Below are 14,842 nucleotides of genomic sequence, written 5' to 3'. Positions count from 1 at the left end.
TATTCTTGATCGTTGGTTACATCGGCATGATAGAGGAATATTTTGTGTCTAAAATTAAAGCCGGTGACAGCTTCATCCTAGCCGGACGCGTATTGGAATTTGTACAAATTAAAGATATGACTGTGATTGTTCGTCGCAGTAAGCAAAAGAAAGCCATGTCGCCGAGTTGGTTGGGGGGAAGGTTGCCGCTATCGTCTAATTTGGGCGCTGTATTGCGTAAAAAGTATAATGAAGTATTGGACAAAACCCATCAAGACGAGGAGCTAGATGTCGTTTACCCTCTATTTTTAACACAGCAGGAGCGTTCACATGTGCCTAAAAGTGAAGAGCTATTGATCGAGATGATTAACAACCGAGAAGGATTTCATTTGTTCGCCTATCCATTTGAAGGAAGATTGGTACATGAAATTTTAGGAGCGCTGGTGGCGTACCGATTAAGCAAGTTAGTGCCAATAACCTTCTCTATTGCAATGAACGATTATGGTTTCGAGTTGTTGAGCGATACGGAAATACCGATGGATGACAGCATTGCTTATGAAGTTTTTTCGCCTAAAAATTTGGCCGAAGACATTACGCTTAGCATCAATTCAACGGAAATGGCAAGACGGAAATTCAGAGATATTGCTTGTATTTCTGGCTTGGTATTTCAAGGCTATCCCGGAAAATATGTAAAAAACAAACACCTGCAATCTAGTGCTGGTTTATTCTTTAATGTTTTTAATGATTTTGATAAACATAACTTGCTTTTAAGACAAGCTTATGAAGAGGTGTTTTATCAACAATTGGAAGAGCCACGTTTGGCTGCAGCACTTCGCAGGATACAGCAAAGTAATATCATCATCACATATCCAAAGCGCTTTACACCGCTGTCTTTTCCAATTAAGGTAGATAGTTTGCGGGCAAATATGAGTTCTGAGGAGTTAGAGCAACGTATCGAAAGAATGAAGAAGGAAGTTTTTAAGTGATAATGAGGTGGTAGATTTAAAAATTATTGAGTTACGATGTTTTAAAACACTAACCTTAACACGTTCTTAACAACTACTTAAAACACTAATATTAAATTTGTTATCAAAATACAAGTAATGAAAATTAACTTCATTTTAATCGCTGTAGCCGTTGTAGCAATTTTAGGTTTTATCTACTTCGTGGTTAAAAGAAATCGCAAAGACCAAAAGGATCTAGAAAAAGAACTAAACCAAAAAGAGCTGAAGCCAGATAAGCACAGCGGCGATCGTATTTAAGAGCGTTTAAATCTATTGAGGCAACCGCTCTACTTTAACAATAACTGGCGCAGAAGACAACGCTTCCAAAAAAGCAATGATGGCTTTCCTTTCCCTAATGTTTAACATAATTCCGCGAACCAATTTATCGTTTTTCGGTACGAATGGATCATCTTTCTGATGCGGTAAAACAACATGTTCGGGCATTCCCATATTATAAAGCACCATTAAACTATCCATACTTTTTACCGAACCCTGATGGAACCACGGAGCAGTCTGCATGACATTCCTTAATCCTGGTGTTTTAAATTTGCCTACATCTTCAGGTTTTTTGGTGACGTTGTACAAACCTAAATCTTCGTTTTTGTTACCGTACTCTGTTAATCCGATGTTGTGAAAATCCTTATCAGTAAAGTATGCACCATGATGACAGTTCATACATCTGGCCTTGGTTCTAAACAAATGCAATCCCTGTAATTGTTGGTCGGTTAATGCTTTAACATCACCGTTTAGGAATTTATCAAAGTTACTTTCGCCACTTACTATGGTTTGCTGAAACGTAGCCAAACTTTCAAAAATACGTTGATTAGTGATTTTTGGAGATCCGAATGCGGTAACAAAATAAGGTTTGTAACCTTTAATTTTCGAAAGCTTTTTTGCCAAAGACTTTAAATCTTGGTTCATCTCGTTGTGTGCAGAAATTGGTCCTTCGGCTTGCTCAACTAAAGACTTAGCTCTTCCGTCCCAAAAGAAACTATTGTACACCCAAACGTTTTCTAAAGAAGGCGCATTACGAATGTTGGGCAATTGTTCATGTCCAATAGAAACAGCTTTACCATCGGTCCAATTTAAGGCTGGATCATGACAGGTTGCACATGAAATTTGATTGGAGCCAGAAAGTCTGTTGTCGAAGAAAAGCAGTTTTCCTAACTCAACTATATTTTTGATAGAATCATTAGATAAATCGATGGGAGAGGACTGTAATGCAGCCAACTCTTCGAAATTTACTCCCTTATCTACATTAGGTTTCGGCCAATATTTGCTGGGTTGCGAATAAATTTTTCTTAAAGAGTCTATAGTTAGATCACTATTCATTTCCCAATCATTCGATTTGAAGGAAATCAACAATAATCCGAAAAGGAAAAAAGCAAGAATTAGCAGTGCCTTATTCATCGCACAAAAGTAAGCAATTGAAAAATACTTAATCTTAAACTTGATGAAGTTCAGTTTTCGCAGCAGCCAGTTTCTTTGTTCTGTTCTGAAATCTGATGAAGAGCAGGATAGATGCTGTCAACAAACCAAAAGTAAGTCCGTACCAAATGCCTTTAACTCCAAATCCAAAATGGAAACATAATAAATATCCAACGGGAATACCAATAACCCAATAAGATAAAAACGTGATGAAAGTTGGCATGTTTACATCGCCCAAACCTCTTAAAACGCCTAAGCCAACTACTTGTGTGCCATCAAATAACTGGAAAAAACTTGCGATGATAAGTAGCTGTGCAGCAATCGAAATTACGGTAGTGTCGCTAGTGTAAATATATGGTAAAAGGTTATTAGCCAACATAAAGATGATTGCCGTGATAGACATAAAAACAATCACAATATGATAACTAGCTATCGCTGATAAACGCAAAGGACCAAAGTTTTTACTGCCGAAGTTATTCCCTGTTTTAATGGTTGCAGCATTAGCAATGCCCGTAGCCAGCATATAGGTAAATGCTGCCAATGATAATGCTGTAAAATGCGCTGCTTGTTCTACCTTGCCTATGGTGCCAATTAAAATGCCGGCTCCACTAAACGCACTGATTTCGAATGAATATTGCATAGCAACTGGAGCACCAAGTTTGGCAATCTTTTTAATCCGCGAAAAGTCGAAAGAGAGCAATTTAAATTTTGAAAGATAGTCTTTGAAATTTTTAGAGTTGAAAACGTAGGCACCCATTGCAATCGCCATTAAAATACGATCTACTAACGTACTTAAACCTACGCCACTTACACCCATCGGGCTAATCCCAAACATCCCCCTAACGAAAATAATTCCTAAAATAACGTTTACAACATTTCCCCAAATGGAAATCATCATGGCTTGTTTGGTAAAGCCTAAACCTTCTGTAAACTGCTTAAATGCCTGGAAAATCATTAATGGAAAAATAGAAATCCCCATAAACTGCAAATATGGTTTTGCATGTAAAACAACATCAGGAGACTGCCCTAAATGATCTATCACTTTGTAATAAACCAACAGCACCAATCCATATAAGATGATACTAGCAGCTATGTTAATTAATATGCTATTAGAAAGTAACTGTCCGCATTCTTCTTTGTTTTTACTGCCATTAGCTTGTGCTATAAGAGGTGTTAATCCGTATGAGATACCCAAGCCAAGCACCAAAATGAGCATAAACAAACTGTTCACTAAAGAAACTGCTGCTAACTGAACTGTGCCGGCAAAGTGGCCTACAATCATACCATCGGCCATGTGTACCAAAGTATGCCCCAACTGCGACAAAACAATAGGCAAAGCTAAAATAAGATTATCTTTATAGTACGATTTGTACTTGGCAAACGAATAAGTGAACATACGCCTGCAAAATTACGATTTTAGATTTACGAATTACGATTTGACATATTGCAAAGCAGTTTTCAATTGGAAATTTTCCGTTTAAATGCACGATAGATTGTTCACTCTGCTTAAATCTTTTGTGCTATCTCCCCTCCTTTGGAGGGGTTGGGGGAGGCTTTTAATCTGCCAAAACATAATACTCTTCTTTTTCTGTAATGTGAGGTAAAATAATGCCCGATAAAATAAGGTTAACAATAATTTTCTGTGCTTTTTTATATGCACTTCTAGTTAACTTACTAAACTCTTTTAAAGTAATACGGCCATTTTCGCCTAGATATTCGAGCAGCAACTTTTCCTGCTCAGTATAAGCAATAAGCGTCCCTTCGTTGTCGCCGTCTTTTTTGAGTACTTCAATTAATATTTTGCTAGCCAACACACTTTTATCTTGTACCCTAAAATAAACCCACCATTTGCCTTGTTCATCTAAAGCATAATGTGGCTTGGTATCGCTTCTAGGTATTTCCGCAACCAAAACCAGCTTATCATCTACCATATATTCCTCAAAAATTGGCTCGATAGCTGGTTTACAAAACTGATGAGCCGCTTTGTTGATCATGTATTTTTCTTCCTCTTCAGCCTTTACACCTTTAATAGTTCCATCATCGGCTACGCCAATTAAAAGCTTGCCACCTTTATTATTGGCAAAGGCAACTAAGGTTTTTGCAATTTTCTCACAATTGCTAATCGTCTTCTTAAAATCAATGTTTACGTTTTCGCCAGCAAGTATCAGTCTTTTAATGTTCATTTTAGGCAATTCATAATATTAATAAAGCACTTAAACTTACTCTCAGCCTTAGCCTCAATCTCAACTATATGGCTACTCGCTGTTTCTCTCCCGGAAATTTAAGTCGTAAATAAACTTCATTATTCACCGTTGCGCAAAGTTCGCCTTGTTTATTGTAAAGTTCCATAGGGTAAGCCTTCACAAATTTGCCATGTTCGTTTAGCGCTTGTTCCGCCTCTGCAATCATTTCATCAGTTATTCTTATGGTAAAATATAGAGCGGTAAGTCCAGGTTTTAGGTATTGAATAGAAGCACTTTTTAACCAAACCCTACATTTATAACCTTTACGCTGCATTAACTGATCAAACAAAATGGCATAAAATGGGTCGGTGGCTGCGTAAATCGTTCCGCCGAAAATTGAACCATTGTAATTTCTATTAAGTACACTGTTACTAATTTTAACATCGACCCCTCTAAATCCCTCATGGAATTTTTTGACCCAAATGCGTTGAAATAACAAAGGAGGATATAAACTTAAAGCCCATTTTAGGGTACGCTCAGAAACTATCATTATTTTAAATATCAGCTTTTGTATTGATGTAAAAAAGTATTGTGTAAAACTTAAATGAGTGTAACTTCTAGCTACACATGCAAAGATTTTATTTACACGGCAATTCATGAAAATTTTTGACAGTATTAAATCTGCACATGTACGGCTTTTTTCAATCTCAGAGCTATATTTTGTAACATTTATAGCATTCCTAAAACTTTTCCACAATGGTCTTTAAAGTGTATCTTATTTTACTAAATTCGCAAGGTTATAATAAAACATAATAATCTTGCGGTGGTGATTAGCAAATAGCGAATAAAACGCTTAACGCATTACTCCAAACGCAAAACACAAAAAACTTATGGCAGAAGATTTAGAAAATCAAGAAGACGATAAAATTATCCCCATTAATATTGATGAGCAGATGCGAACTGCTTATATCGATTATTCGATGTCGGTAATTGTGAGTAGGGCATTACCCGATGTGCGTGATGGTTTAAAACCAGTGCACCGTAGGGTACTTTATGGTATGCAAGACCTAGGTGTAGGCGCTGGTAAACCATACAAAAAATCAGCACGTATTGTGGGTGAGGTTTTAGGTAAGTATCACCCTCACGGAGATTCATCTGTATATATGACCATGGTGCGTATGGCCCAACCTTGGAGCTTACGTTACATGATGGTAGACGGACAAGGTAACTACGGTTCTATTGATGGCGACTCGCCAGCGGCAATGCGTTATACCGAGGCTCGTTTCCAAAAAATGGCAGAAGAAATGTTGGCCGATATCAATAAAGATACGGTAGACTTTCAAAACAACTTTGACGACTCTTTGCAAGAGCCAACAGTATTACCAGCAAAAGTTCCTAACCTTTTGGTTAACGGATCATCGGGTATTGCGGTAGGTATGGCCACTAATATGGCGCCACACAACTTAACGGAGGTAATTAATGCAACAATCAATTATATCGACAATAGAGAAATTACTATTGCTGAATTGATGAAGTTTATTAAAGCGCCAGATTTCCCAACAGGAGCCATTATTTATGGCTATTCTGGCGTACAAGAAGCGTTTGAAACAGGTAGAGGTCGTATTGTGATGCGTGCCAAAGCCGAAATCGAAAATATTAACGATCGTGAGGTAATTATCGTTACAGAAATTCCTTATCAAGTTAACAAAGCCATGATGATTGAGCGTACTGCTGAATTGGTTGGTGAGAAAAAAATTGAAGGAATTTCTAACATTAAAGATGAGTCTAATAAAGACGGTATCCGTATTGTTTATGAAATTAAGCGTGATGCAAATGCAAACATCGTTCTAAATAATTTATTTAAGCAAACTGCGTTACAAACCTCATTCAGTGTAAATAACATTGCATTGGTGAACGGTCGTCCACAGTTGTTAAACCTTAAAGATCTTATTCATCACTTTGTTGAGCACAGACACGATGTAGTTATCCGCCGTACTCGTTTTGAGTTAGCAGAGGCCGAAAAACGTGCGCACATCTTAGAAGGTTTATTAATTGCTTTAGATCATATTGAAGAAGTAATTAAATTGATCCGTGCATCTAGCACTCCAGATGAGGCTAGAACAGGATTGATGGAGAAATTCGGTTTATCTGATATCCAAGCTCGTGCTATCCTTGATATGACCTTACGTAGGTTAACAGGACTAGAGCGTGATAAGATCAAAGAAGAATACGCAGAATTAATGAAAACTATCGAATGGTTGAAATCTGTATTAGCAGATGAAGGTCTTCGTATGAAAATCATTAAAGATGAGTTGACAGAGATTATGGATAAATACGGTGATGAGCGTAGAACGACCATCATTCACTCGGCAGATGATATGAGCATGGAAGACTTCATCGAAGACGAAGAAGTTGTAATTACCATTTCTCACGAAGGTTATATTAAACGTACACCAGCTACAGAATATCGTACGCAGGGTAGAGGTGGTAAAGGTTCAAAAGGCAGCAACTCTAGAAATGAAGATTTTATAGAGCACCTATTAGTTGCTACTAACCACAATTACATGTTATTCTTTACAGAAGCTGGAAGATGTTTCTGGTTAAGGGTTTACGAAATTCCGGAAGGTACGCGTCAAAGTAAGGGACGTGCTTTACAAAACATCATCAATATCCCTAAAGAAGAAAAAGTTAAAGCATATATTAAAGTTAAGAACCTAAAAGATCAGGAATATTTAGAGAATAATTTTATCATTATGTGTACTAAAAAAGGTACCATTAAGAAAACTTCTCTAGAGGCTTATTCTCGTCCACGTGTTAACGGTATCAATGCAATTAACATTAATGAAGGCGATCAGTTATTAGAAGCTAGCTTAACTACTGGAAGCAGTGAAATTGTAATGGCATTGCGTTCTGGTAGGGCAATTCGTTTCAACGAAAGCACAGTTAGACCGATGGGTAGAACTGCAACTGGTGTTCGTGGTGTAACTTTAGGGCACGATAAAGATGAGGTTGTTGGCATGATTGCTGTAGACAGTAGCGATGCAACTATCTTGGTAGTTTCTGAAAAAGGTTATGGAAAACGTACCGATATAGAAGATTACCGTGTGACCAATCGTGGTGGTAAAGGTGTTAAAACCATTAACATCACCGAAAAAACCGGAGATTTAGTTGCAATTAAAAACGTAACTGATGCAGATGATTTAATGATTATCAACAAATCGGGTATTGTAATTAGAATTGCAGTAAGCGAGTTGAGAGTGATGGGTAGGGCAACACAAGGAGTGAGGTTAATTAGCTTGAAAGGCAATGACGAAATTGCTTCGGTTGCCAGAATTGACCACGAAGATGAGGAAGAAGAAAACCTAGATCAAACAACTAGTGGTGAAGAAAATACTAACGAAGCTGATACACAAGAAAATGCTTCAGAAGAATAAAATAAATATTAACTAAATTTAAAATTAAATCCATCGTGGTAACTAAATAATAATATCATGATGGATTTTACCGTTTAAGAACAATAAATTTATAAGTAAATGAAAAAGTTAATTTTAAGCGTAGGTATCTTAAGTTTATCAGTAGCTGCTTATGCCCAAAAATCAGAAGTAGCAGAAGCGAAAAAATCTTGGGATTTGTTTCAAGCAATGAACAGCGCACAATCTCTTAAGAAAAACCTTGAAAACTTGAATAAAGGTTTAGGTCATACCGATTTAGCTATTGCTCACGAGAAAACGAAAAATACCGTAGAACCTTGGGCTTTAAGAGCTTCTATGTCCTCAGCAATTGCTTTATTAGATACATTAAGTGATGCTAATTCTGTAGCAAAGCAAAAAATTGCAGAAGAGGCAATTGCTAAAGCTGAAGAGTTAGATAAAAAAGGTGATCAAAAAGACAATATTGCCAATGCAAAAATCAATATTGCTAATGCCGTACAAACTAGAGGTATTAAAGCCTATAATAAAAAGGACTTTGCTACAGCCTTTAAAATTTTCACAGAAATTACAGAAAAGAACCCAACTGACACCTCAATGTTTTTAAATGCCGGTGTTGCAGCTAAACAAGCAGGTAATTATGCAGGTGCGGTTAAAAACTTTAAAAAGGTAGTAGAGTTTAATACTCCAGACGCTAAAAGCTTGATGCTAGAAGCTGTAAACATAGAATTAGCAAATTTGAAGGATACAGCTGCTGCAATGGCATCTATCGATCAAGCTTTAAAGAAATTTCCGGATGATCCTGATTTTGTAGGTACGCAAACAGATATCTATATCATTAGAGGAGAAATTGAAAAATCTCAAGAATCTTTAGGAAAGTTAATAGCAAAAGATCCAAATAAAGCAATTTATCACTTTTTATTAGGCGAAACGTACTATAAGCAAGCACTTGCGGTACAAGCGGAAAGACAAAAAATTGATTCGAAAAAAGTAAAGGAATACAATGCTGTAACGGCTAAGATGACTGCCTTAATTGACAAATCATTACCTTTCTATAAAAAGGCACAAGAGTTAGATCCAAAAGCGGTACATACTTTAGAAGCTTTAAAACAGATTTACGGTTTCAAAAATGACACTAAAGGTTATGAAGAAACTAAAAAACTTTTAGATGCTCTTCAAAAGAATTAGTATTGTTTAACAATCTGTAACCATATAAAAAAGGGAGATAATTAAACTTTGTCTCCCTTTTTTAGTTACTTTGTATAAAGTTTTTTTGATGATGCGTAAGATATTCTTTAACATTTTCGTACTGCTTGCAACCAGCAACTTATTATACGCTCAAGGATCGCAAGTAAAAATTGCCAATAATAGTTTAGCAAAATTGCAAAATAGCATTGCAGAAAAGGCCGACGCTAAAAAACAATTAACCATCATAGGAGAGGGGATTAAGGCAATAGAACTTGCTGAAAAGGATAAAAAAACAAAGAATTGGCCAGAAACTTGGGCTATTAAAGCATATATGTGCTCGTACATTGCTTTAATTGATGAAAATGAAGCAAATGCTGATAAATATTTCCAATTTGCTCAAGACGCACTTACGCAAGCTATTAAGTTAGATAAATTCCAGTCAAATACGGAACTTATCAAAGCATCAGATCACAACATTCACGTTAAAAGACAGCGCAAAGGAGCAGAGGCTTTTCAGCAGAATGACTTTGCAACCGCTTATGAATTATTGAAAGATGTAAGCGATTTCTTACCTACAGATACACTTTTGGCTACAAATACTGCTATCTGTGCGCAAAATCTACAGCAATACAATGATGCACTTGAGTATTTTTTAAGAGCAAAAAGCAACGGAGCTAAAAATCCAAGCTTGTATCAGAACATCGCCAATATTTACGCATCAAAGTTTGAGAATGAATTGGCTATTAAAACATTAGAAGAAGGACTAGCACAAAATGCTTATCATCCATTACTCACTAATGATTATATCAATATATTATTAGATACTGAACAATACGATAAGGCTAACAAAGCCATAGAAACTTCGCTTAAAACAGATAAAAGAAGTAAATTACTATTTTTCTTATACGGTTATTTACAGCAAAACCAAGCTAAAAATATAAGTACAGCAGAATTGTCTTATCAAAAAGCTTTAGAGGTAGATTACAATTATTTCGATGCCTTGTACCAGCTAGCCGTCGCATACGTCGAAAATGCTAATGAAGCTTTAAAGCAAAAGGATAATAAAAAGTTTGTTGCTAATATCAATCGTGCCGAGTATTCTTTATTGAGAGCCCACGATATCAATATTAATCACAGAAATACCGTTAAGCTGCTCATAGATATTTATACTAGAAAGAATAGGCTAGATAAGGTACAAGAGCTTAAACGTAAGTTAAACGAATTTTAAATTTCTCAAATTATACAGTAAAAGTATAGGTATTTAAAAAAACAACTTAACATAATGTAAATTATATGACAATTAGAAATATCATTGAAATTGTTAATTTAGCCTAATTCTAACTCAAAATATAAAAATGAAGAATATAGCTGTTATAGGTTCTGGAACTATGGGCAACGGTATTGCTCATACCTTTGCACAATTTGGTTATGCTGTAAATTTGATAGATATCAACGCCGATGCGCTACAGAAAGCTTTGGATACAATTACGAAGAATTTAGATCGCCAGGTTGCTAAAGGAACAATTTCAGAAACGGATAAAGAAAATACGCTAAAAAATTTAAGCACACACACAGATTTAAAAGCTGCAGTTGCTGATGTAGATTTGGTGGTTGAAGCAGCTACAGAAAATATCGAGTTAAAGCTTCAAATTTTTAAGGAATTGGATGCCTATGCCAAACCAGATGCAATTTTAGCAAGCAACACATCTTCTATTTCTATTACAAAAATAGCATCAGTTACCAATCGTGGTGATAAAGTAATTGGTATGCACTTTATGAACCCAGTGCCAATAATGAAATTGGTTGAAGTTATCCGAGGCTACGCTACTAGTGATATAACTACAAATATAGTTATGGAATTATCTACGAAATTAGATAAAGTTCCTGTTGAAGTGAATGACTATCCTGGTTTTGTAGCTAATCGTATATTAATGCCTATGATTAACGAGGCAATTTATTCACTTTATGAAGGTGTTGCAGGTGTTTATGAGATTGATACGGTAATGAAATTAGGCATGGCACATCCAATGGGACCGCTACAATTGGCAGATTTTATTGGTTTAGATGTGTGTTTAGCCATTTTGAATGTACTGCATCAAGGATTTGGAAACCCGAAGTATGCCCCCTGCCCTCTCTTGGTAAATATGGTAACAGCCGGAAAAAAAGGCGTTAAATCTGGCGAAGGCTTTTATGATTACAGCAATGGCGTGAAAGAAGCTAAGGTTGCTGGGAAGTTTACCAAGCTTGCACAGAATTAGCCAAAATCGTCATTGCGAGGCACGAAGCAATCTTAAAGCTAAATAGATTGCTTCGTGCCTCGCAATGACGCACAAAACCTACTTTTTATTATCTTTGCCTTATGAACGAAAACCTTGATCCTTCTTCAGAAAACCTTAGTCCAACTGAGCGTGATATTGAAAAAGTATTACGCCCGCAGGAGTTTGAAGATTTTGCTGGTCAGGATAAAATTCTTGAAAATTTGAGGATTTTCGTGAAAGCGGCCAAATTACGTGGCGAAGCTTTAGACCATGTGCTTTTACACGGCCCTCCAGGATTAGGGAAAACCACGCTTTCTCATATCATTGCAAATGAAATGGGCGTAAATATCAAGGTTACTTCTGGTCCGGTGTTAGATAAGCCTGGTGATTTAGCAGGACTCTTAACTAATTTAGAAAGTGGTGACATTCTTTTTATCGATGAAATTCATCGTTTATCGCCTTTGGTAGAAGAGTATTTGTATTCGGCCATGGAAGATTTCAAAATCGATATCATGTTAGAAAGTGGCCCAAATGCCCGTTCTGTGCAAATTGGTTTAAATCCGTTTACTTTAGTTGGAGCCACTACCAGATCTGGTTTGCTAACCGCACCACTGAGGGCTCGTTTCGGCATCAATTCTCGTTTGCAGTATTACGATGCAAAATTACTGACTACCATAGTTTTACGTTCATCAGCGATACTGAATACACCAATCTCCGACGAAGGCGCTTATGAAATTGCTCGTCGCAGTCGTGGTACACCTCGTATTGCAAATGCTTTGTTGCGCCGTACCCGAGATTTTGCACAAATTAAAGGCAATGGAAATATCGACACCGAAATAGCCCGTTATGCTTTGTCTGCTTTAAATGTAGATGAACACGGTTTGGATGAAATGGACAATAAAATCTTACTGGCCATCATCGACAAATTTAAAGGTGGACCGGTAGGTTTAAAAACTATTGCTACGGCTGTTGGGGAAGATGATGGAACGATTGAGGAGGTTTATGAACCATTCTTAATTCAAGAAGGGTATTTGATGCGTACCGCTCGTGGCCGTGAGGTTACAGAGGCTGCATACAAGCATTTAAACAGAGTAAAATTCGGACAAACTGGGAAATTGTTTTAGTTATACTTCTCTTCATTTTGCTGTGTTCTCTATGCTCTTCCAGATTTGCAATCTGGAAGCATTATCTTAGGATTTTTAATCCGATTTATTAATACTTATGAAGTACGGATTGCAAATCCGTAGATATCAATTCGCGATTACAAATCACGAATAGCAGAATTAATTACGTTCATCTCTAAAAACTTACGAAGTTTTTAAAACTTCGTAAGTTTAATATTTTGCATCAATATGGTATTAGAAAACTGTGCTCTTCCAGATTTGCAATCTGGAAGCCTTATCGCAGGATTTTTAATCCGATCTATTTAAATGTTTATCTGGTACGGTTTACAAATCACGAATAACGGAACATAATTCACTGCAGCAAATAACGTTGTATTTAGCAATGGCCTATGTTAAATAAACCCGGTAGCAGCGATATACTTTTGTGTTGCGTCATTTCGAAGGAGGTACGACTGAGAACTGAAAGAAAGCAACGCTAAATCTGTTAAATAGAAGCTAATCATTCGAGATTTAGCTTCGCTTTCTTTCAGTTCTCACATACGTTCGTATGACGGCAAAAGAAGTCACAAAAGATTAAGCGGATTACGGGACTTCATTTTCCAAAGTATTACTGACATTCTTTTTCTAAATCATTACTCTTATTTGAAGTTAGATTTCTTAACGCTGGTTTAAGCTTCGCTAAACAATCAGTTTGGTTCTTTGTTCTTTAAATATGAATATAGAATTACGTAAACTCACCATCGAAGATTACAACGACCTTAGAGAATCAATGCAGCAAGCCTACTTAGACAGTGGCAACGGCATTTGGAGTAGAGCAAAAATTGGCGATTTATTAAGGATTTTTCCTGAAGGACAATTATGTATTGCTGTAGATGGCAAAGTGGTTGCCTGCTCGCTTTCTATTATTGTAGACTACGACTTATTTGGTGACACGCACACTTATGAAAAGATTACTGGTAAATACAGCTTTTCTACCCACACGCCGCAAGGAAATGTATTATACGGAATTGAAATTTTTGTGCATCCGGAATATAGAGGACTGAGGTTAGCGAGACGTTTGTACGAGGCGAGAAAAGAACTTTGCGAGCTTTTGAATTTGGAAAGTATCATTGCTGGTGGCCGTATTCCGGGTTATCACGAATATGCCGATAAGCTAAGTCCGAGGCAGTATATCGATAAAGTTAAATCAAAGGAAATTTACGATCCAACGTTGAGTTTCCAAATCGCTAATGATTTTCACGTACGTAAGGTATTGAAGAATTATTTGCCTGGCGATGTAGAATCGAAGGAATTTGCAACCTTGATTGAGTGGAACAACATTTATTACCACGATAATGTATCTCCACGCTCTGCACAAACTATTAGATTAGGTTTGGTGCAATGGCAAATGCGTTTGTTTCCAGATATGGACGCTTTTTTTGAACAGGTAGAATTTTTCGTGGATGCCGTAAGTGGCTACAAATCTGATTTTATCATGTTCCCAGAGTTTTTTAATACTCCCCTCCTACAGCCTTACAACCATTTGCCAGAGCAAGAGGCTATGAAAAAGTTGGCAGATAAAACCGAGGAAATTGTGCAGCGACTTCAGGAGTATGCGGTATCTTACAATGTAAACATTATTGCTGGTAGTATGCCTGTAAAAGAGAACGGCAAGTTATACAATGCTACTTACTTATGTCATAGAAACGGATTAACGGAAGACTATCGCAAAATACACATTACGCCGAACGAACAGCGATACTACGGAATGAGCGGTGGTGATAAAATTGGTGTATTTGATACCGATTGTGGGAAAATTGGAATTTTGATCTGTTATGATGTGGAATTTCCAGAGTTGAGCAGAATTTATGCCGACCAGGGAATGCAGATATTATTTGTACCATTTCTGACTGATACGCAGAACGGCTATACGAGGGTAAGACATTGCGCACAGGCAAGAGCGATAGAAAACGAATGTTATGTGGCTATTGCGGGTTGCGTGGGAAACTTACCTAAGGTAAATAACATGGATATTCAATTTGCACAGTCGGCGGTATTTACACCATCAGATTTTGCTTTTCCAACCAACGCCATTAAGGCAGAAACTACGCCAAATACAGAAATGATGCTGGTGGTTGACGTTGATTTGCACCTTTTAGATGAACTTCACCATTTTGGAACCGTGAAGATATTGAAAGATAGAAGGAAAGATTTATACGAAGTAAAGCTGCTTAAATAAGCAGCTTTACACTCAAAATAATAGATTGTTGG

Annotated in this window: 11 protein-coding genes and 1 pseudogene; 8 read left to right on the top strand and 4 right to left on the bottom strand. The window is 36.8% G+C overall.

The window, feature by feature from the left end:
- Positions 1–965, top strand: a pseudogene (locus REI64_RS11640) (DNA ligase-associated DEXH box helicase); the annotation flags it as partial.
- 117 nt (positions 966–1,082) lie between these two features.
- Positions 1,083–1,241, top strand: coding sequence for a hypothetical protein (locus REI64_RS11635; protein WP_308850291.1), 159 nt, complete (start codon positions 1,083–1,085; stop codon positions 1,239–1,241).
- A gap of 12 nt (positions 1,242–1,253) precedes the next feature.
- Here the strand turns inward: REI64_RS11635 and REI64_RS11630 are convergent, their stop codons facing one another.
- The 4 genes from REI64_RS11630 to REI64_RS11615 form a co-directional block, all read right to left on the bottom strand.
- Positions 1,254–2,393: a cytochrome c peroxidase gene (locus tag REI64_RS11630; protein WP_308850290.1), complete on the bottom strand. Its 1,140-nt coding sequence runs from the start codon at positions 2,391–2,393 to the stop codon at positions 1,254–1,256.
- A gap of 34 nt (positions 2,394–2,427) precedes the next feature.
- A complete protein-coding gene (locus tag REI64_RS11625) occupies positions 2,428–3,807 on the bottom strand; it encodes an MATE family efflux transporter (RefSeq protein WP_308850289.1) in 1,380 nt (459 codons plus the stop codon).
- 160 nt (positions 3,808–3,967) lie between these two features.
- The gene (locus tag REI64_RS11620) at positions 3,968–4,594 is read right to left on the bottom strand and encodes an ATP-binding protein (protein WP_308850288.1); all 627 of its coding nucleotides are present in this window, start codon (positions 4,592–4,594) and stop codon (positions 3,968–3,970) included.
- A gap of 64 nt (positions 4,595–4,658) precedes the next feature.
- Positions 4,659–5,144 carry a DUF4442 domain-containing protein gene (locus REI64_RS11615; RefSeq protein WP_308850287.1) on the bottom strand — a complete coding sequence of 162 codons (486 nt, stop codon included), beginning with the start codon at positions 5,142–5,144 and terminating at the stop codon, positions 4,659–4,661.
- Positions 5,145–5,484: 340 nt separating this feature from the next.
- On the opposite strand from REI64_RS11615, the gene gyrA reads away from it, so the two are divergent.
- From gyrA to REI64_RS11585, 6 genes are all read left to right on the top strand, one after another.
- A complete protein-coding gene (gene gyrA, locus REI64_RS11610) occupies positions 5,485–8,028 on the top strand; it encodes a DNA gyrase subunit A (protein ID WP_308850286.1) in 2,544 nt (847 codons plus the stop codon).
- Positions 8,029–8,127: 99 nt separating this feature from the next.
- Complete coding sequence (locus tag REI64_RS11605) at positions 8,128–9,210, top strand: tetratricopeptide repeat protein (RefSeq protein WP_308850285.1); 1,083 nt, start codon at positions 8,128–8,130, stop codon at positions 9,208–9,210.
- Between the two features lie 88 nt (positions 9,211–9,298).
- Positions 9,299–10,438, top strand: a complete 1,140-nt coding sequence (locus REI64_RS11600) for a hypothetical protein (RefSeq protein WP_308850284.1) — start codon at positions 9,299–9,301, stop codon at positions 10,436–10,438.
- 121 nt (positions 10,439–10,559) lie between these two features.
- On the top strand, positions 10,560–11,468 hold the full coding sequence (locus tag REI64_RS11595; RefSeq protein WP_375141996.1) for a 3-hydroxyacyl-CoA dehydrogenase family protein: 909 nt from the start codon (positions 10,560–10,562) through the stop codon (positions 11,466–11,468).
- A gap of 101 nt (positions 11,469–11,569) precedes the next feature.
- Complete coding sequence (gene ruvB, locus REI64_RS11590) at positions 11,570–12,592, top strand: Holliday junction branch migration DNA helicase RuvB (RefSeq protein WP_308850282.1); 1,023 nt, start codon at positions 11,570–11,572, stop codon at positions 12,590–12,592.
- A gap of 712 nt (positions 12,593–13,304) precedes the next feature.
- Positions 13,305–14,810: a bifunctional GNAT family N-acetyltransferase/carbon-nitrogen hydrolase family protein gene (locus REI64_RS11585; protein WP_308850281.1), complete on the top strand. Its 1,506-nt coding sequence runs from the start codon at positions 13,305–13,307 to the stop codon at positions 14,808–14,810.
- The last annotated feature ends 32 nt before the right edge of the window (positions 14,811–14,842 follow it).

Source organism: Pedobacter sp., assembly GCF_031119335.1.
Taxonomy (GTDB): Bacteria; Bacteroidota; Bacteroidia; order Sphingobacteriales; family Sphingobacteriaceae; genus Pedobacter.
The sequence above is the reverse complement of the archived record's forward strand: the minus strand, read 5'-3'. Positions and strand labels throughout refer to the sequence as shown.

Bases quoted from the DNA above. Each gene is read 5' to 3' on its own strand.
- ruvB (WP_308850282.1), top strand. From the start codon at position 11,570: ATGAACGAAAACCTTGATCCTTCTTCAGAAAACCTTAGTCCAACTGAG.
- REI64_RS11625 (WP_308850289.1), bottom strand. From the start codon at position 3,807: ATGTTCACTTATTCGTTTGCCAAGTACAAATCGTACTATAAAGATAAT.
- REI64_RS11635 (WP_308850291.1), top strand. From the start codon at position 1,083: ATGAAAATTAACTTCATTTTAATCGCTGTAGCCGTTGTAGCAATTTTA.
- REI64_RS11620 (WP_308850288.1), bottom strand. From the start codon at position 4,594: ATGAACATTAAAAGACTGATACTTGCTGGCGAAAACGTAAACATTGAT.
- REI64_RS11585 (WP_308850281.1), top strand. From the start codon at position 13,305: ATGAATATAGAATTACGTAAACTCACCATCGAAGATTACAACGACCTT.
- gyrA (WP_308850286.1), top strand. From the start codon at position 5,485: ATGGCAGAAGATTTAGAAAATCAAGAAGACGATAAAATTATCCCCATT.
- REI64_RS11605 (WP_308850285.1), top strand. From the start codon at position 8,128: ATGAAAAAGTTAATTTTAAGCGTAGGTATCTTAAGTTTATCAGTAGCT.
- REI64_RS11615 (WP_308850287.1), bottom strand. From the start codon at position 5,144: ATGATAGTTTCTGAGCGTACCCTAAAATGGGCTTTAAGTTTATATCCT.
- REI64_RS11600 (WP_308850284.1), top strand. From the start codon at position 9,299: ATGATGCGTAAGATATTCTTTAACATTTTCGTACTGCTTGCAACCAGC.
- REI64_RS11630 (WP_308850290.1), bottom strand. From the start codon at position 2,393: ATGAATAAGGCACTGCTAATTCTTGCTTTTTTCCTTTTCGGATTATTG.